Genomic DNA, 16,902 nt, shown 5'->3' on the forward strand with positions numbered 1-16,902 from the left:
GTCGATGAACATTGCAGAACTCGGCGTCAAGATCGACTCGGCCGATGCAATCCAGGCGAAAACCAGCCTGGATGAGATGGCGAAGGCCGGTGGCCGGGCCGAGCAATCCGCTGCCAGCCTGATGAACGAAATGCAGGCGCTGGAGAAATCGCTTTCCACCAGCGCCAAGACCACACAGGACCTGGCAAAGCAGCGTGATGCCCTGACGAAGCTGACCAAGACCGGCGCCTATGGCGAGGCCGAGGCGGCGAAGATATCGGCGCAGCTCGATAAGCAGCAAATCGCGCTGGCCAAGTCTGCGATGGATGAGCAGAAAGCGCTGAACAGCCTGTTGGGGGCGATTGACCCGGCTCGCGGCGCGCTGGCCAAGCTGGACACACAGGTCGAGCAACTGGGCAAACATCTGGACGCCGGCCGCATCAGCCAGGATCAGTACAACACTGCCCTGAGTAAGATCGACAAGGACTACGCCAAGCTCGAAAAGACAACCACCAGCTTCGACAAGCTGCGCCTCGGCACCCGCCAGGCGCAGGAAAACGTCGTGCAGTTGGGCAATGCGCTTTCCTCGGGCGACTGGGGGAGTGGTGTGCGTGCGGTTGCGCAACTGGGCGCCGGGGCCGGGGCAGGCGCTGCTGGGCTGCTTGCCATTCTAGGGCCGCTGGCCCTGGCCACCGCAGCCGTGGGCGGCTTGGCCGTTGGCTATTACAAGGGTAGCGAGGAGCAGGACAAATTCCGTGAGTCCCTGGTAACCACTGGGAATGCCGCTGGCACAACCTCGTCATCGCTTGCGGCCATGGCGAAGCAGGTCAGCACTACCATTGGCACTACTGGTTCGGCAGCGGCGGTTCTGGCGCAGTTGGCGGGCTCCGGGAAGATCGTCAGCGGTAGCTTCGAACAGATTGCTATTGCGGCCCTCTCGTTCGAGAAAGCCACCGGCAAAGCGGCATCTGAAACCGTTCAGGAATTTACTAAGCTGGCTGATGACCCGGTAAAGTCGGTCGTTGCGCTCAATGACAAGTACAACTTCCTCACAGCCGCTGTGTACACCCAGATTCGGGCCTTGCAGGAGCAGGGCGATACGCTGGGCGCCCAGCAGGTGGCAGAGGGGGCATACGCAGATGCGCTGATCGAGCGTGCTGGCACCATCACCGGCAACCTGGGCACGGTCGAAAGCGCATGGAATGCAGTTAAGGGGGCCGCCAAAGGTGCCTGGGACGCAGTGCTTGATATCGGGCGCGAAGATACCTTCGACGAGAAGTTCGAAAAGCTCGCCGACCGTCTGAATACGCTACGTAACGCTAAATCTAACCCGATGATCCTGGGCGACAACCCGGACATGATGATGCTCAGTGGCGGCGAGGCCGGAGCCCAGAGCGACATCACCTCCTTGTTGCAGAAGGAAGTGGATGATCAGGCGAAGGCCCGGCGTGAAATGTTCCAAGCGCAGGATATTCGTGAGGGCACGAAGGCCTATGAAACGCTGCAAAGCAACCTCGACGCGACGGCATCAAAGTCCACGAAGCTGACCAAAGCGCTTGAGGAAAATCAAAGGCGTATCGCTTCTGCGCGACAGGCAGGCTACACGTTCACCGCCGCGGAGGAAGCGGCTTTAGAAAAACAGACCCGCGACAAGTTCAAAGACCCAAAAGCTGCTGCCAATCAGGTCGACCTGACCGGTTTCAACAACGCCAAGAACAACCTGGCGGCCATCGTTGATGAGTACAAAAACACCCAGAAGCGACTGGACGCCGCGGAGAAGGCCGGGCTCATTTCTCAGGCCGATTACGCGCTGAAGCGTGAAGCCCTGATCGGCAACCAGCGCGACGAGGTGACCGCAGCCTATGAGGCCGAGATTGCCGCGCTGGAGGCCGTCAAGGGCAAGAAGGCGACAACGGCCGCCCAAAGCATCCAGCTGGACCAGAAGATCGCTGACGCGCGCGCAGGGATGGTCAAGGCGCAGAAAGAGGCCGACAGCCAGCTTGAGGTTTTGGCCACCAACGAGACCGGGCGCCTGGCCAAGCAGGAACGGTCGATCACCACCTACGTGCAGGCCCTGGCTCAGCAACAGCGAGCCTTGGAGCTTGCCGGCCAACGCGCAGTACTCGGCGTGGGCCAGGGAGATCGCCAGAACGCACTGAACGGCGAACTGAACAGCCAGCAAGACCGGTTTGCTCAGCAGTCGTTGGAGTTGGCCAACCAGAAGTCCGACCCGTCGCGCAACATGTCGGAGGAAGAGTTCACCCGCAAATCGCAGGCACTCGCCGATGCGAACAAGAAGGCCACCGACCAGATCCGGCAGAACTACGCGGATGTGGAGGCTGCCCAAGGAGACTGGACGAAGGGCGCTACTTCGGCCTGGGACAACTATCTGGATTCGGCGAAGAACATTGCCGGCCAGACCAAAAGCCTGTTCGGCAACGCCTTCAGCAGCATGGAGGACGCGGTCGTCAACTTCGCAATGACCGGTAAGGCATCGTTCTCGGACTTCGCTAAGTCGATCCTTGCGGACATGGCGCGCATTGCTACTCGTCAGGCGAGCTCGGCATTGCTGAGCAGCTTGGTGGGCGCAACAGCCAGCTACTTTGGTGGCGGCGCCGGGAACGGTCTAGCTGCTGGGTCTGCCGGTGCCGCTTCGTCAAATCTTGGCGCTTCAGCGGGTGGCTACTCAGGCTCGTATTTTCCGCAAGCCAAGGGCGGCGCATGGTCTGGCGGTGTGCAGATGTTCGCCGACGGCGGCGCATTCACCAACTCTGTCGTCAGCAAGCCCACGGCGTTCGGTATGGCCAACGGAAAAACCGGTGTCATGGGCGAGGCGGGCGATGAGGCAATTATGCCGCTCACTCGTACAGCCAACGGCAAGCTTGGTGTAATGGCCATGGGCGCCGGCGGTGCAGGCGCGACGCAGATCAATGTCGAGGTGCATATCGACGGTGACGGTAACGCATCTTCCTCGGCTGACGCTCCCGGCTACGACCTGTTTGGCAAAGAACTGGCTGCGTTCGTCGAGCAGAAATATCAGCAGCTGCGGAACAAAGACATGGGCCAGGGTGGCGTGATCAATAAAGCAATTAAGGGGCGCTGATGGCAATCGAACGATTTACCTGGGCGACGGAGAAGGGCGCGGAGGGTGATATCACTCAGCGCGTCCGCTCCAAGCAGTTCGGTGACGGCTACGAGCAGTCGGTCGAGGATGGTCTCAACAACCGGTCGCAATCCTGGCCGGTGACTTTCACCGGTTTGAAGGGGCGCATCAAAGACATCATGGCATTCCTCGACCGGCACAAGGGGGCAAAGGGCTTCCTTTGGGAGCCGCCCTTGGGCGAGCTGGGCCTCTACAAGTGCAAAGGCTACAAGCCAGTGCACCGCGGCGGACAGGTCTACGCCATCACCGCGACCTTCGAACAAACCTTTCACCCCTGAGAGAACCACCCATGGCACTGATCACGGACATCCAGAAACTGGAGCCCGGCGCCGAAATTCGCCTGTTCGAAATTGACGGGACCGAGTACGGCGCGGATTACCTGCGCTTTCACGGGCACGCCATTCCGCACACGCCCGAGGAGCTGCTGGCCTACGAGCATTCGGAGGAGGACCTGCCGGCCAAGTCGATTTGGTGGCAGGGCGCCGAGTACGCGGCTTGGCCGGTGCAGATCGAAGGAATCGGATCCAGCAGCGACGGCACAGCCACCAGGCCGACGTTTGCCGCCGGCAACATCAATGGGCGCGTCACTGCGTTGTGCCTGGCCTTCGAGGACATGCTGAAGTTCAAGCTGACCGTTCGCGAGACCCTGGCCCAGTACCTGGACGCGGCCAACTTTCCCGAAGGCAACCCAACGGCCGATCCGACACAGGAAGGGCTGGAGATCTGGTATATCGACCAGAAAACCAGCGAGGACGGCGAGGCGGTGGTCTGGGAGCTGTCTTCCCCGGGCGAGATCGATAACCACGGCCTTCCCGGGCGCCAGATGACCACGTTCTGCCACTGGGCCATGACCAATGGTTACCGAGGGCCGGACTGCGGATACACCGGCGCGTCCATGTTTGACGATGAGGACAATCCCACGGATGACCCGGCCAAGGACCAGTGCAAGGGTTGCTTGTCGTCCTGCAAGTTGCGCTTCGGCGAGAACAACGAACTTTCCTTCGGCGGATTCCCCGCCGTGTCCCTCATTGCCAGGAGCTGACCATGCGCAAGCACATCATTGCGGCGATCCAGGCGCATGCGGCGGCCCAGTACCCGAAAGAGTGTTGCGGCCTGCTGCTGGCCATCGGGCGCAAGCAGAAGTATTTCCCGTGCCGGAACATTGCCACCGAGCCGAGCGCAGAGTTCCGGCTTGATCCCGAGGACTACGCAGCTGCAGAGGACTTGGGCGAGGTGATCGGCATCGTTCACTCCCACCCGGACGCTACCAGCAGGCCGTCACCGCATGACTTGGCCATGTGCGAGGTTACGGCCTTGCCCTGGCACATTTTGTCGTGGCCCGAGGGCGACATGCGCACGATTACGCCAACGGGCAGCACGCCACTGCTCAGGCGGCCGTTCGTGCACGGTGCCTGGGACTGCTGGCAGGTCTGCGCTGACTGGTACCAATGGGAATGGGGGCTGGAGTTCGAAGCCTTCCAGCGCACTGATGGCTGGTGGGAGAGTGCGGAGAACGCCAGCCTGTACGAGCAGCACTACGAGGCCGCCGGCTTTGTTCGCGTTGACCGACCTCAGCGTGGCGACCTGATCGTCATGCACGTCGGGCGGACGGTTCACCCGAACCACGCCGGGATTTACCTGGGCAATGATCCAGCTCTTCCTGGTGAAGAGTCGAGCGCCTTTGGGCCTGGCCCATTCCTACTGCACCACCTGTACGGCAGGCCGTCCGAAATCATAGTTTTCGGCGGCCCGTGGCATGACAGAACGCGACTGGTTCTCAGGCATAAAGATGCAAAACAACCAACATGACGCGGCACGGCCGCAGGAAGGTCTATGACATTTCCGACTGATGCAGAAGTGGTGGAAAACGAAGATAGGCGAGATTGTGCTGATGCCTATCTGGCAGTTGCTGATGACGCAGCTGCTAGACAGGCACATTCAATTAGAATCGCCCTTCGGCAGCTGCTAGAAAGTTCCCAATCATCTTGTTGTAGTGCTCCTCATTGAGCGTCCCGTTTCCTCGATCGACATCGGAGAAAAATTGAAGTGCGTCTCGAAAGGCGGTGGTGTTGAGATCACCGGACTTCTTCAGGCTCAGAATTAGTGCGAGCAATGCGGATGTGTTGGCAAGGTGCCCGGCCGCTGCTGCGAACTCGTTTTCGCTCATTTGACCTCCAGGTCATAAACGCGCCGATATTGGCGCAACCCCAGTCCTCGGGCTTGCAGGCGTAGGACTGGGGAATCCTTGCGTGAAGGCAGGAGGCTACTATGGAGGGTGATGGGATGTTAGTGGGGATTCGTACAGTATCCGAGGGATACAACTTCCCTTCGGAAAGGGGCATGCTGTTCTAGGTCGTGAATTTTTTTGGGGGGGAAGGCTGAGTGAATCGGAAGCAATTCATAAAGTCGCATGGAGCTACTTGTGACAACTGGACGTGGAGTTGGTCGTTCGTTAATCACATGGATCGAATTGTAATATTTGGGGCTTGGGAGAACTGGGCAATTGGCAATGAGGTATTGATCCTGGATGAGGGGTGGGAGCGAAGTCATGCCGGCAGAAAGCAATCGGGCTATCCTCAGGCCAGGGAGCACATTCGCTTAGTTGAAGATGAAGGATATGCTTTAAAAACATTCAAAATGGTCAACTCCGACGCACGCAAAGATGATAGTGGGCGCGGGCCATCGAAAATTGCAAAAATTGATGAGAATCTAACATCGAGAAATCTCAAAAGGATCGGCAATCAGTGGTTCGGCATAAGCCAGAGTTCGCATGGTGATGCGATCTTAGTCGATGATACGTTTGATGATTTGCCGGGAGTAGACAGCACAGAGATTGGTAGCGACGGCGGGTTACGTCAGTTGGTGATGAGGTCTCTTGTAAAGCGCGATCCTAGAGTACGCAGGAAAGTCATTGAGCGCGCGATAGACGGTTGCGAACGTGAATCATGTCTGGACACCCGGCGGTACAGAGGGTTTCTGGACGTTCATCACATCCTGGGTGTAGAAACTAGCGACAGAGTCTGGAACTGTGTCGCCCTTTGCCCGAACTGTCATCGTGAAGCGCATTACTCTCCTGACAATGACAAAATTAATGCTGAACTACAGGCATTCGCGGCGAAGTATGCCAATTAGGCCAGTCAGAGTTGGGGATGGTGTTTGTTCGTGCGGACAATGCCGCGCGCGAGGCTTTTTGCGTCCACTCCCGCAGTGCTACAGTCCCGCCAAACCAACGAGGGAAACAAGCGTTCAATGAATCATGAACTCTGGCTTGAGCCCGACGGATGTCAAACATTTTGTCTTGCTGGCCCTTACGGAGAAGGTGCGCGCGGGCTGCTGGAACCAATGTCAAAACTCATTTGGCAGGTCGAAGCCTCCAGTTATTTTGAAGCAATGAGCAAATACTATTCGTACATGGACTGGGGAGATTACACGACCGAATTTCCTGAGCATGACAAGACCTCATATAAGGATCTTGGCTGGGAGTGAGAAAAGCTCAGCCGATCGCATTCCATCCACACTGGATGCCTGGACAGGGGCGGAATTGTGGTTTGTCCGTTCTTGGTCAAAAATGGTCATTCCACCTGCCTGCCAAATCAGGGACGATTCAGTATGAGTAGTTTAAAAAGCCCGAGATTCAAAAAAATGAGGTCTCTAATTGCGATAGTGTTGGTCGTCGTGATAGCAGGGTTTGTGCTGAGATACTACGAGGCAAAGGATGAGGCTAATATTGCGTTTCAGGAGTATTTACGTTCAAACCAACAGGTGATTACTCAGATAGGTAATGTCGCTTCCTTAACCTTGTTGAAGCGGTTTGTATACGATGAAAGTGACACTGGGCCAGGTTTTCATCTGTACCTTTACTTGGTCAAAGGCGAGCATGGGAGCATGACTGTAGAAGTCAAAAGGATCGAGGGGAACTCGCAGATTGTGATCAGTGATATACAGCAGTAGCTGAATCGCCCCGAATTTCGTAGGAATCCTGGTGGTCGGCTATTGGCCGATGGCTGTCCTTGGAGTAGCCCAGCCCCGCGCTGGGCTTTTTGCATCTCCCCCGCAGTGCTACAGTCCCGCCAAACCAAAGAGGGAACGACATGCGAGTTTTGATAGCGGCGGTCGCAGTGGCGATGTTGGCGGGGTGTGTGTCGCCCAGTGACCTGCGCACGAACACGCCTACCGTCAGTGCGACGACGAAAAAAGAACCGAAGAAGTATGCCCTGTGCGTATTCCCTCACTGGCAGGACGCAAGGTCTGAGGCGACGATGTCGGAAACTGAGAACGGATACCGCCTTGTGATTGGCGCGATGCAGTTAACGGACGAACTGCTTGAGATCAACAAGACCTCCAGCGGCAGCTCTGTTGTCTTTTATCAGCGATCCGCCTGGGCCCCAGGAGTTGGCCGCACAGCAATCGAAGCAGCGGTCCGCAACTGCCTGTAAATCAAATCAAATATACAGCCCGCTTCGGCGGGCTTTTTGTTGCCTGGAGAAAAGCATGTCAGCGCTCGCGATCAACTACCAACCCATGACCACGATTTTGCTTTACGGGCAGCTAAGGCAGTTCGGTAGATCGTTCCGACTGTCCGTGCGGTCGCCGGCGGAAGCGATAAAAGCGCTTTGTGTGCAAATCCCAGGCTTCGAGCGGTTTCTGTCCAATGCGAAGTCAAGAGGGATTGAGTTTGCGGTGTTCCGCGGCGTGAAGCCTTTGTCCGAGGGCGAGTTAGCGTTCACGGGGGCAGGAGAGATTCGTATAGCCCCAGTAATAACTGGCAGCAAGCGTGCGGGCCTACTGCAAACAATCATCGGTGCAATATTGATCGCCGTCTCGTTCATCCCTGGCTTTCAAGTGTTGATGCCCATAGGTATCAGCCTCGTTGCCGGCGGTGTAATCCAGATGCTGAGCCCTCAGGCCGGCGGCCTGAAGACCAGCGCTGCGCCCGAGAACACACCCGGCTACGCCTTCGGTAGCGCCAAGAACACCACCGCATCAGGCAACCCTGTTCCGCTTTGCTACGGCAAGCGACGGGTAGGAGGCGCGATCATCAGCGCCGCTATCTACGCCGAAGACCAGATGTAGCCAACACCTGAAGCACCGCAGCCGCCCATGAGGCGGTTTTTTATTGCCTGGAGAAAAGCATGGGCGCAGCACGCAAGATTGATATCCACGGCGCCAAGGGCGGCGAAGAGAAACCAAAAACGCCAACTGAAGCCCCGGACAGTCTCCGTTCTGTCGCCATCGCCAAGATGCTGATCGCCATCGGGGAGGGTGAGTTCGAAGGCACGCCAACCGCCAAGGACATCTATCTCGACAACACCCCTCTGCAAGACCCTCAGGGCAACATGAACTTCCCGAACGTTAAGTGGGAATGGCGCACCGGTGCGGTGGACCAGACCTATATCCAGGGCATCCCGTCGATCGAGAACGAAACCACCATCAGCACCGAACTGCGTAGTGGTACTCCTTGGGTTCGTGCAATCAACAACGTCCAGCTTTCGGCAGTGAGGGTTCGCTTCGCCTGGCCAGCGCTCCAGTCTGTGGACGCCGGCGGCAACATCAACGGGTACCGGATTGAGTACAAGGTTGAACTGGCAACCGACGGCGGCGCTTACCAGCAGGTGCTGAGCGAGGCTGTCGACGGTAAGACCACCAGCGTGTACGAGCGAACCCGCCGAATCGATTTGCCAAAGGCTACTTCTGGCTGGCTGATGCGTATCACGCGACTGACGATCAACCAGAACAACAACAAAATCTCCGACACTATGCAGATCGCCGGCTTCACTGAGGTGATCGACGCCAAGTTGCAGTACCCGAACACCGCGCTGCTCTACATTGAATTTTCCGCCGAGCAGTTCCGGAGCATTCCGGCGGTGACCGTCGAGACCAAGCTCAAGAAAATGCAGGTACCGAGCAATTACGACCCGGTGTCGCGTTCATACACTGGGATCTGGGACGGCACCTTCAAGCAGGCTTGGACCGATAACGCGGTTTGGATGACCTACGACATCACCACGGCCGATCGCTTCGGCCTGGGCCGCCGCATCAAACCGTGGATGGTCGATAAGTGGGAGCTCTACCGAATTTCCCAGTACGCGGATCAACTCGTGCCAGACGGTAAGGGCGGCATGGAGCCCCGCTTCATCTGCAACCTGAACCTGCAAAGCAAGGCAGACGCCTGGTCGCTGCTGCGCGACATCTCCGCGATTTACCGGGGCATGACTTATTGGGCCCAAGGCCAAGTATTCACGCTGTCGGATATGCCGCGCGCCACTGACTTCGACTTCGCCTATACCCGGGCGAACGTCATCGATGGCAAGTTCACCTATTCCAGCGCGTCGGAGCGCACCCGCTACAGTCGGGCCCTGGTCAGCTACGACAACCCGCTGAACAACTACGACACCGACGTCACGGCCGTGACCGACCAGAAGCTGCAGCGGCGCTACGGCGACAACCCGCTGGAGATCAGCGCGATCGGCTGCACGCGTGAGTCGGAGGCGCAGCGCCGCGGCAAGTGGGCTTTGCTCACCAACTCCAAGGACCGGGCTGTCACCTTTAAGGTGGGCCTGGACGGGCGTATCCCGCTTCCCGGCTACGTCGTTCCGATCGCGGACGAGCTGCTGGCTGGCCGGCCCGTGGGCGGGCGCATCTCGGCGGTGAACGGAAAGGTCATCACGCTCGACCGTGACACCCAGGCCAAGTCCGGTGACCGGCTGATTCTCAACCTGCCTGACGGTAAGTGCGAGGGGCGCACCGTGCAACTGGTCAGTGGTCGCCAGGTCACGGTCACCACGGCGTACTCCGTGGCACCTGAGCGGGAACTGGTGTGGGCTCTCGACGCTGACGACCTGGCCATCCCGCTGTACCGGGTTACCAGCGTTTCCCGGCCAGAGCCTGGCGTGTTCGAAATCTCGGCTGTGCAGTACGACCCGAGCAAGTTTGCGCACATCGATACCGGCGCCCGGCTGGAAGAACGGCCGATCAGCGTTATTCCGATCACCGTAGTTCCAGCACCGGCCAGCGTCACGCTGACGTCGAGCTATGCCGTAAACCAGGGCATCGCCATCAACACCATGAACATCTCGTGGCCCGCGGTGAGCGGTGCGGTCGCCTACGACGTGGAGTGGCGCAAGGACAGCGGCAACTGGATCAAGGTGCAGCGGACAGGTTCGACCAGTGTTGACGTCACCGGCATCTACTCGGGCGCCTATTTGGCCCGGGTCCGCTCGGTGAGCGCCTTCGAGATATCGTCGATCTGGAAAAGCTCAAACCTGACCAACCTGAAAGGGAAGGTCGGCCTGCCGCCGGCAGTGTCGTTCCTGACCACCACCAGTGAGCTGTTCGGCATCGGCATCAAGTGGGGCTTCCCTGCTGGTGCCGAGGATACCCAGCGCACCGAGCTGTGGTATGGCCCTGCAAACAATCTTGGAGCCGCTACCAAGCTGGCCGACCTGGCATATCCGCAGGCTGACTACCGCATGCAGTCGCTGTTGGCGGGCGCTCGGTTCTTCTTCTGGGCGCGCCTGGTGGACCGGACCGGAAACATCGGGCCGTTCTATCCGGTGGTGAACGGTGTGATTGGGCAGGCCAGTTCGCAGGCCGGCCCCATCCTGGACTTGATTGCCGGCCAGATTGGTAAAACCGAACTGGCTCAGGAGTTGGTCAAGGAGATCGAGTTGATCTCCGGCGACGGTCCGGGGTCTGTGAACGATCGCTTGGAGCAGGCCAAGCAGGAACTGGAAGACCTGATCGATCAGATCACGGACGCCCTGGTCTACGATCCGACCAAAACCTATGCCGCCGGCGACGTAGTGCGGCAGGGCCAGCACCTTTACCAAGCCATCGCACCGGTACCGAAAAACACTACGCCTCCCAATGCCCAGTACTGGTTCGATATCGGCACCATTGCCGAGACAACCCAGGCCATGGCGCTGCAGATCCAGCAGAACAAGGCATCCATCGACACCGTGGACGGCAAGGTAACGGCACAGGCATCTGCACTGCAATCGCTCCAGGCGAGCTGGAGGGAGGACAGCGGGGAGGGCGACCTGGCGGACGCCCTGAAAGGTTGGGATGCCACCGCCAAGTTCGCTGAGCAGGTCAAGGTTCAGGCCTCGGACAACCGAGCGCTGGTTGAGCGAACCACGTCGCTGGATGCGGCGGTAGGGCAGAACAGGGCCGGGCTTACCTCGCTTGAGCAGGTGGTGGCCACTGAAACCCTTGCAACGGCGACACGACTGGATCAGTTGAAAAGCAGCGTCGACGGCAACACTGCTGCGATTGGCGGTGAGGCATCGACAAGGGCTGATGCCGATAGTGCTCTTGGGACTCGCATCGATCAGGTGGGGGTCACCGTCGGCAATAACGGCGCGGCGATCAGCCAAGAGGCAACCGCCCGGGCGAATGCGGACACCGCGCTCGGCCAAAGAATCGATACGACACAGGCGAAGGTTGCAGAGAACTCGGCAGCCGTTCAAACGGTCACCGATTCCTTGGCCGACACCAACAAAGCCGTCGCCTCACAGTCCACCACGCTTCAAGCTGTTGTTGGCGGCGGGCGGGACGGTACGGACGAGGGAGACCTGGCCAGCGCTATCAGCGAGGTGAAGAACAAGGCCGCGATCCAAGTCACGGCCAGGGCCCAGGCTGACACCGCCGGCAAGCTGTCTACGATGTGGGCAGTCAAAATGCAGGTCAATGCCAACGGTCAGTATGTTGCCGCCGGGATTGGACTGGGTATCGAGCAGAACGCCGACGGATTGTTGCAGAGCCAGTTTTTGGTGAGCGCTGACAGGTTTGCCGTGGTGAACACCCTGGCCGGTGGCGGGTTCGTTACTCCGTTTGTGGTGCAGGACGGGCAGGTGGTTATCGACACCGCGCTGATCAGTCGGGCGTTTATTCAGGAAATTGTGCTGGGCATGACGCTGCGTTCTGAGACTGTCGATTCCAAGGGCCGGCCACTGCTGGAGATCAACGTGAAGGCAGGGACATTCACGCTCCGTGGTGAAGGTGCTGGCGGTTCAACTCTGCTTGATAGCACTGGGCTGGCTGTGTACGACGGAAACGAGAAGCGTCGCGGGAAATTCGGGAGACTGTCTTAATGGACGAATATGGCCTGGGAACGTGGGACGAAAACGAGGTCCAGCTGCTTGGGCCTGCGTCATTCACGATGAGGGTGGTGCTATCCACCCTTGTTACCTTCGCCAGCGGCGGGGGAGCTTCGACTCAGTCATTTAGTGTTCCTGGCTGCACGCCGGCAAACAGCTTTGCGGTAATCGTGCCTGTCGCTGCGTACAACGCAGGCAATCAATTGCACCAAGTTCAATTTGAGCCAGAGATGTTGGATGGCTCAGTGCGAGTTTGGCGGGGTCACCGAACGGCTGTTAATGGCCTTTATGCATTCGGAACTCAACGACTTATCGTCTCGAGGTTTAGGTGATGTCCTACGGGTTTGAGTTCATCAATAATTCGGATGTAGTAACGGTTGATTCGGAGTTTGCTCGTATTGTGGTTCTGTCGAAAGGGCGCTTTGTTCCAACCCAAGAGTCTGGAATGGGGTCGATGACATATTTCGATAAACCAGTAACCACTCAGGAGCCGCCGTTGGTTTTCGTAAAGCCCGATCGTGTTGCGGCCGTCGCTGGCCTTTGCAGGGTCCTGATTACGGGGTCACCTGGTAACTGGACGGGCTTCTACGTGAGGGCCTACAACAATGCTACCGCACAGCCAAATGGCAACTACTTTGTGGCCGCATTTCAGGTGAGCCCCAGTTCTGGATATGGAGCCCAGCTGTTTGATGGGAATGAAAGTTTGATTTTTGACGCGGGTAGCCCCGTCGCCGTATTCACGAAATCCTATCAGTCTTGGTCATACGTAACGTCTGGCACCGACTCTCAGGGATTGCCGATGGTTTATTTCAGCGTCCCGTTTGATTTTTCTTCGCCCGACTACATGCTGATTAACAACCTCGGCATGGATATGGCTGGAGCACAAACACGAGATGTCAGCCTTTATTGTTGGTGGGATTTCCCTGGTAACCGGTTATGGGCGATCACCATTGGCGCAACAGCAATGAGCACCCTGTACTTGCCTGCCGTTTTTGCACGTAGCCAAGCGTAGGTCTTACTTCATATAGAGCCCGCCTCGTGCGGGCATTTTTTTGCCCGGAGAAAAACATGCCTTGGTATAGAGCCGGCACAGTTGCAGTTACATTGAATTCAAATACGGTCACTGGCACAGGCACGTCGTTCAGTGCCAACGGGCGCGTAGGTGATGCATGGACTGGGCCCGATGGCCGCTGGTATGAGGTGACCAACATCGCCAGCAACACGGTGCTGACCATCTCACCGAACTACCTGGGGGCGACAGTCTCTGCTGGCACGTACGCCCTGGCTCCGATGCAGGGCTACGTAAAGGACTCAGCCGATCAGCTCCGGCAGATCGTCAACCAATGGGGCGCCACCCTGGCCGGCCTGGGTACGGTCTCCACGCAAAACGTGGTTCCTGTGGCCATGGGCGGTACCGGCGGCACAACCCAGGCTACAGCTCGCGCTGGCTTAGGGCTTGGTAGTGCGGCGGTGGCCGCGATCGGGTATGACGACGGGAATGTGGCGAGCTCTTATGCAGTCGGCAGAACGCGCACAAGCGTGGTTCAAAGCTGGTTGACGAACGCTGTACATGGGCTTGATCCAAACCTCTACCCGCCAGGTTCTCCGGGCATGCCGTCCGGCGGTACGGGCTACTTTTACAAGCAGATTTTTCGGCACTCTGATGGCTCTAACAGGCTGACGGTTGCCTGGCCTTATGGGCTTGCTGGCAATTCGGGCACCATTAAATTTCAATCGATTTACGACGGTGCCGTAACACCTTGGATTGAGATCTATCACACCGGGAACACCACTCGCGCCGCTGACGGCACACTGAAGGCTATCTAATGACCACTCGCGCAGCAGTAAACATTCTCGGTGCCGACGGCGCCGTCATCGATGTCACGTCTTTGGGCGTTAGCACCATCACCACCGAGCACCCGGGCCCTGGCCAGTATCTGGTGCACGGAACGCTTGGGATGGTTCCACCACCAGAGGGCTGGGGTTTTGTTCTGAACCAGGTCGACGCGGCTTGTTCGGTAGACATCGGTTACAACGAGGGCGTGCTGGCTGTCAGCGTGGCCAAGGATGGTGAGCCCGCCGACTTGGTGCACAGCATCACTTTGCATGTGGCCGTGGACTCCTTGCCCGTCCAGGTGGTGCCGGAGCTGACAGCTCCTGCAGCTGACCCGCTGGAATTGGCTCAGGCCGAGATCACCCGGCTGCGGGCGGTCGCTGACTATGCGATCGCGCCACTTCAGGACGCCGTGGATGTTGACGAAGCCACGGACGCAGACCTCGCGGCGCTCAAGTCCTGGAAGAAATACCGAGTAGCGCTGAGCCGGGTTATCGAGCAGCCGCAATACCCGGATGCCATTGAGTGGCCTGTCGCGCCTGCGTAACTACTGACGTTCTACACCGCCCGCCCTGAGCGGGTTTTTTATTGCCTGGAGAAAAGTATGCGCACATCGCAAAAGGGCGTGAGCCTGATCAAATCCTTCGAGGGCCTGCGCCTGAAGTCCTACCAAGACTCGGTTGGCGTCTGGACGATCGGCTACGGCGCCACGCGAGGTATCAACGCCGGCATGACCATCACAAACGATCAGGCCGAGCGGATGCTACTGAACGACATCGCGCGCTTCGAGCCTGAGATTGAGCGCCTGGTAAAGGTGACCCTCAACCAAGCGCAATGGGATGCGCTGATGAGCTTCACCTACAACCTTGGCGCTGCCAATTTGGCCTCATCGACACTGCTGAGGCTGCTAAACACCGGCGACTACGTCGGAGCTGCAGAGCAGTTCCTGCGCTGGAATAAGGCAGGCGGCCAGGTACTGGCAGGACTCGTCAAGCGTCGCGCTGCTGAGCGGTTGATGTTCCTGGGGGCAGCATGACTCCGGCACAGAAGCTGGCCATGATCCTGCTGGTAATGGCCGTAAGTTTCGGCGCTGCCTGGCAGGTGCAGGACTGGCGGTATGACGGGAAGCTGGCAAAGCAGGCGGGGCAGTTCCAGACGGACCTTGACGCGATCGGCAATGCCGCTACCGCCCAGGCCCGCGCCGAGCAGGACAAGCGCCTGGCCACCGAGCAGCAACTGGCCGCTGCCGATCAAAAACACACCAAGGAATTATCCGATGCCCAGCGCAACCAGGCTCAGCTGCGTGACCGCCTTGCTACTGCTGATGTGCGGCTGTCAGTCCTTCTCGACGCCACGGATTCAGCCAGTGGCTGCGACGTGCCTACCACCCCCGGCGCCGTCGGCGTGGTTCATGCAGCCCGTCGAGCCCAACTTGACCCAGCGCATGCGCAACGAATTATCGCCATCACCGACTATGGGGATAATGCCGTGATAGCGCTGCGGGCGTGCCAGGCTTACGCAAAAGAAGTTTCCACACCGAAATAAAACTGGCAGACGGAAGGGTAGGGGTTGGGTTTGGTTTTGATGAGTACGAGCGAATGGTCGAGTTTATGCGGGCCTGTCAGGGCAAGGTGATGGTCAGCATCAACGACCATCCAGATATCCGGCGGGTGTTTGAGGGATTTCATATGGAGTCCGTGGATATCCGCTACAGCACCGCCAACGCGCGCCAAGGCAAAGCCGGCGTGACTGGCGAGTTAGCAATTATGAATTGGCGGCGCTGAATAAAAAAGCGAACGGCTACGTCCGCCAACGTAGCCACTCTAGCTATAGACATTCGCCAAAACGATGGCTGCGATAAGCCCCAGCACAACAGCAGATACTGGGGCTAAGCCACCTCCGAACGCGGTTACGCGTCCAGCAGGTAAACAATTGCTCCTAACAATTCTCCTTGCTGTTCTCCAAGGCTCATGTTACGGCTGGCAAGGAGATTCAGACTGATGCTGCTTTAAGTGTTCACCGAGCACATGGAGCAGCAGCCCAACCGGTTCAAAGGCATCACCCATGGGGGAGGGGATGAGGTAAAAATACCATATATATCAAAAGATTGAACGGTGGTTTGCAAATTGAAAAAAACGTCTTTTAACAGACGTATTTTTATTTTTGATTGTATGATTACTAGCGTGCTGTATCCGACTGACTTAACTCATCTAGGGAAAGAAATGAACAAAGAATGGAAGGTTTGGCTTAAGTATTTATCGTGGTTTGCAATAATTTCGGGCGTTCTTTGGGTGTCTATATTGGTAGCAAAGCATTACGAGTTTTCGAATTCTGACAGCGCAGCTTGGTTTCAAGCCGTTTTCTCCGTTATTGCAATTGCTGCTGCAATTTGGATATCCAACACCCAGCGTAGGACAGAAGAGGCGCGCCACAAAAGGGGGCAAATTGATGCGGTTATTGGTATAGCAGTTTTGATAGCTAGAGCTGAATCCGTGATTCAAGCATTTTCTAAAGAAACACATGGTAGCCCTTCGCCAGATGGATACCATTCAATAGAAGTTATCGCGGGAAGACTCGAAAATACTGATATTGTCCAATATTCTAGCCCGATAATACTAAAAACGGCTCTTTCGTCCGCTAATCAAATTAGAAGATATTTAAACTATTTAAGGAAGGGGTTTCGTGGAGATAACTTAGGAATAGAAATAAGCTTGCAAAAGTCTAGGCTAAGGCTATTTAAGTTTTATGGGCTTTCAGATGATGACCTACCAAAGTCTGTGTCGACAGAATCAAATTAGTCTTTCCCTCGACAAATCTTGCGGTGATAA

16 protein-coding genes and 1 pseudogene are annotated in these 16,902 nt (G+C 57.6%); 16 read left to right on the forward strand and 1 reads right to left on the reverse strand.

Annotated features, from left to right (window positions below):
- Positions 1–4 precede the first annotated feature (4 nt).
- From HX786_RS00915 to HX786_RS00930, 4 genes are read left to right on the forward strand one after another with little or no spacing between them, the layout of a single operon-like run.
- On the forward strand, positions 5–3,082 hold the full coding sequence (locus HX786_RS00915) for a phage tail tape measure protein (RefSeq protein WP_178911588.1): 3,078 nt from the start codon (positions 5–7) through the stop codon (positions 3,080–3,082).
- Positions 3,082–3,420, forward strand: coding sequence for a phage tail protein (locus HX786_RS00920; RefSeq protein ID WP_178911589.1), 339 nt, complete (start codon positions 3,082–3,084; stop codon positions 3,418–3,420). The genes HX786_RS00915 and HX786_RS00920 overlap by 1 nt, the downstream gene beginning before the upstream one ends.
- Before the next feature lie 11 nt (positions 3,421–3,431).
- Positions 3,432–4,184, forward strand: coding sequence for a phage minor tail protein L (locus tag HX786_RS00925; protein WP_178911590.1), 753 nt, complete (start codon positions 3,432–3,434; stop codon positions 4,182–4,184).
- A gap of 2 nt (positions 4,185–4,186) precedes the next feature.
- Positions 4,187–4,951 carry a C40 family peptidase gene (locus HX786_RS00930; RefSeq protein WP_178911591.1) on the forward strand — a complete coding sequence of 255 codons (765 nt, stop codon included), beginning with the start codon at positions 4,187–4,189 and terminating at the stop codon, positions 4,949–4,951.
- A gap of 133 nt (positions 4,952–5,084) precedes the next feature.
- On the opposite strand, the gene HX786_RS00935 is transcribed toward HX786_RS00930, so the two are convergent.
- Positions 5,085–5,309, reverse strand: coding sequence for a hypothetical protein (locus HX786_RS00935; RefSeq protein WP_178911592.1), 225 nt, complete (start codon positions 5,307–5,309; stop codon positions 5,085–5,087).
- A 293-nt stretch (positions 5,310–5,602) separates the two neighbouring features.
- Between HX786_RS00935 and HX786_RS32155 the strand changes: the two genes are divergently transcribed.
- The 12 genes and pseudogenes from HX786_RS32155 to HX786_RS00995 all read left to right on the forward strand — a co-directional run bounded on the left by HX786_RS32155 (position 5,603) and on the right by HX786_RS00995 (position 16,872).
- Entirely contained in the window at positions 5,603–6,274 is a 672-nt protein-coding gene (locus HX786_RS32155; RefSeq protein ID WP_178911593.1) for an HNH endonuclease, read from the forward strand.
- A 117-nt stretch (positions 6,275–6,391) separates the two neighbouring features.
- Complete coding sequence (locus tag HX786_RS00945; RefSeq protein WP_178911594.1) at positions 6,392–6,628, forward strand: hypothetical protein; 237 nt, start codon at positions 6,392–6,394, stop codon at positions 6,626–6,628.
- Positions 6,629–7,233: 605 nt separating this feature from the next.
- Positions 7,234–7,578, forward strand: a complete 345-nt coding sequence (locus HX786_RS00950; RefSeq protein WP_178911595.1) for a hypothetical protein — start codon at positions 7,234–7,236, stop codon at positions 7,576–7,578.
- A 55-nt stretch (positions 7,579–7,633) separates the two neighbouring features.
- Entirely contained in the window at positions 7,634–8,215 is a 582-nt protein-coding gene (locus HX786_RS00955; protein ID WP_178911596.1) for a tail assembly protein, read from the forward strand.
- Between the two features lie 59 nt (positions 8,216–8,274).
- Complete coding sequence (locus HX786_RS00960; protein ID WP_178911597.1) at positions 8,275–12,234, forward strand: phage tail protein; 3,960 nt, start codon at positions 8,275–8,277, stop codon at positions 12,232–12,234.
- A gap of 337 nt (positions 12,235–12,571) precedes the next feature.
- Entirely contained in the window at positions 12,572–13,252 is a 681-nt protein-coding gene (locus tag HX786_RS00965) for a hypothetical protein (RefSeq protein ID WP_177039615.1), read from the forward strand.
- Between the two features lie 26 nt (positions 13,253–13,278).
- Positions 13,279–14,067, forward strand: a complete 789-nt coding sequence (locus HX786_RS32230; RefSeq protein ID WP_372846105.1) for a hypothetical protein — start codon at positions 13,279–13,281, stop codon at positions 14,065–14,067.
- Positions 14,067–14,621, forward strand: coding sequence for a tail fiber assembly protein (locus HX786_RS00975; RefSeq protein ID WP_178911598.1), 555 nt, complete (start codon positions 14,067–14,069; stop codon positions 14,619–14,621). Before HX786_RS32230 ends, HX786_RS00975 begins: the two co-directional genes overlap by 1 nt.
- Before the next feature lie 57 nt (positions 14,622–14,678).
- The gene (locus HX786_RS00980; protein ID WP_178911599.1) at positions 14,679–15,110 is read left to right on the forward strand and encodes a lysozyme; all 432 of its coding nucleotides are present in this window, start codon (positions 14,679–14,681) and stop codon (positions 15,108–15,110) included.
- The gene (locus HX786_RS00985; RefSeq protein ID WP_178911600.1) at positions 15,107–15,619 is read left to right on the forward strand and encodes a lysis system i-spanin subunit Rz; all 513 of its coding nucleotides are present in this window, start codon (positions 15,107–15,109) and stop codon (positions 15,617–15,619) included. Before HX786_RS00980 ends, HX786_RS00985 begins: the two co-directional genes overlap by 4 nt.
- Before the next feature lie 3 nt (positions 15,620–15,622).
- A pseudogene (locus HX786_RS00990) lies at positions 15,623–15,858 on the forward strand (DNA adenine methylase); the annotation flags it as partial.
- Between the two features lie 438 nt (positions 15,859–16,296).
- Positions 16,297–16,872: a hypothetical protein gene (locus HX786_RS00995; protein WP_178911601.1), complete on the forward strand. Its 576-nt coding sequence runs from the start codon at positions 16,297–16,299 to the stop codon at positions 16,870–16,872.
- The last annotated feature ends 30 nt before the right edge of the window (positions 16,873–16,902 follow it).

Source organism: Pseudomonas sp. 21615526 (genome assembly GCF_013386245.1).
Lineage (GTDB): Bacteria > Pseudomonadota > Gammaproteobacteria > Pseudomonadales > Pseudomonadaceae > Aquipseudomonas.

Excerpts from the sequence above, each read along its gene's own strand:
- HX786_RS00995 (WP_178911601.1), top strand. The coding sequence starts at position 16,297 with ATGAACAAAGAATGGAAGGTTTGGCTTAAGTATTTATCGTGGTTTGCA.
- HX786_RS00965 (WP_177039615.1), top strand. The coding sequence starts at position 12,572 with ATGTCCTACGGGTTTGAGTTCATCAATAATTCGGATGTAGTAACGGTT.
- HX786_RS00935 (WP_178911592.1), bottom strand. The coding sequence starts at position 5,309 with ATGAGCGAAAACGAGTTCGCAGCAGCGGCCGGGCACCTTGCCAACACA.
- HX786_RS00945 (WP_178911594.1), top strand. The coding sequence starts at position 6,392 with ATGAATCATGAACTCTGGCTTGAGCCCGACGGATGTCAAACATTTTGT.
- HX786_RS00915 (WP_178911588.1), top strand. The coding sequence starts at position 5 with ATGAACATTGCAGAACTCGGCGTCAAGATCGACTCGGCCGATGCAATC.
- HX786_RS32155 (WP_178911593.1), top strand. The coding sequence starts at position 5,603 with ATGGATCGAATTGTAATATTTGGGGCTTGGGAGAACTGGGCAATTGGC.
- HX786_RS00960 (WP_178911597.1), top strand. The coding sequence starts at position 8,275 with ATGGGCGCAGCACGCAAGATTGATATCCACGGCGCCAAGGGCGGCGAA.
- HX786_RS00955 (WP_178911596.1), top strand. The coding sequence starts at position 7,634 with ATGTCAGCGCTCGCGATCAACTACCAACCCATGACCACGATTTTGCTT.
- HX786_RS00980 (WP_178911599.1), top strand. The coding sequence starts at position 14,679 with ATGCGCACATCGCAAAAGGGCGTGAGCCTGATCAAATCCTTCGAGGGC.
- HX786_RS00925 (WP_178911590.1), top strand. The coding sequence starts at position 3,432 with ATGGCACTGATCACGGACATCCAGAAACTGGAGCCCGGCGCCGAAATT.
- HX786_RS00985 (WP_178911600.1), top strand. The coding sequence starts at position 15,107 with ATGACTCCGGCACAGAAGCTGGCCATGATCCTGCTGGTAATGGCCGTA.
- HX786_RS00950 (WP_178911595.1), top strand. The coding sequence starts at position 7,234 with ATGCGAGTTTTGATAGCGGCGGTCGCAGTGGCGATGTTGGCGGGGTGT.
- HX786_RS00975 (WP_178911598.1), top strand. The coding sequence starts at position 14,067 with ATGACCACTCGCGCAGCAGTAAACATTCTCGGTGCCGACGGCGCCGTC.
- HX786_RS00930 (WP_178911591.1), top strand. The coding sequence starts at position 4,187 with ATGCGCAAGCACATCATTGCGGCGATCCAGGCGCATGCGGCGGCCCAG.
- HX786_RS00920 (WP_178911589.1), top strand. The coding sequence starts at position 3,082 with ATGGCAATCGAACGATTTACCTGGGCGACGGAGAAGGGCGCGGAGGGT.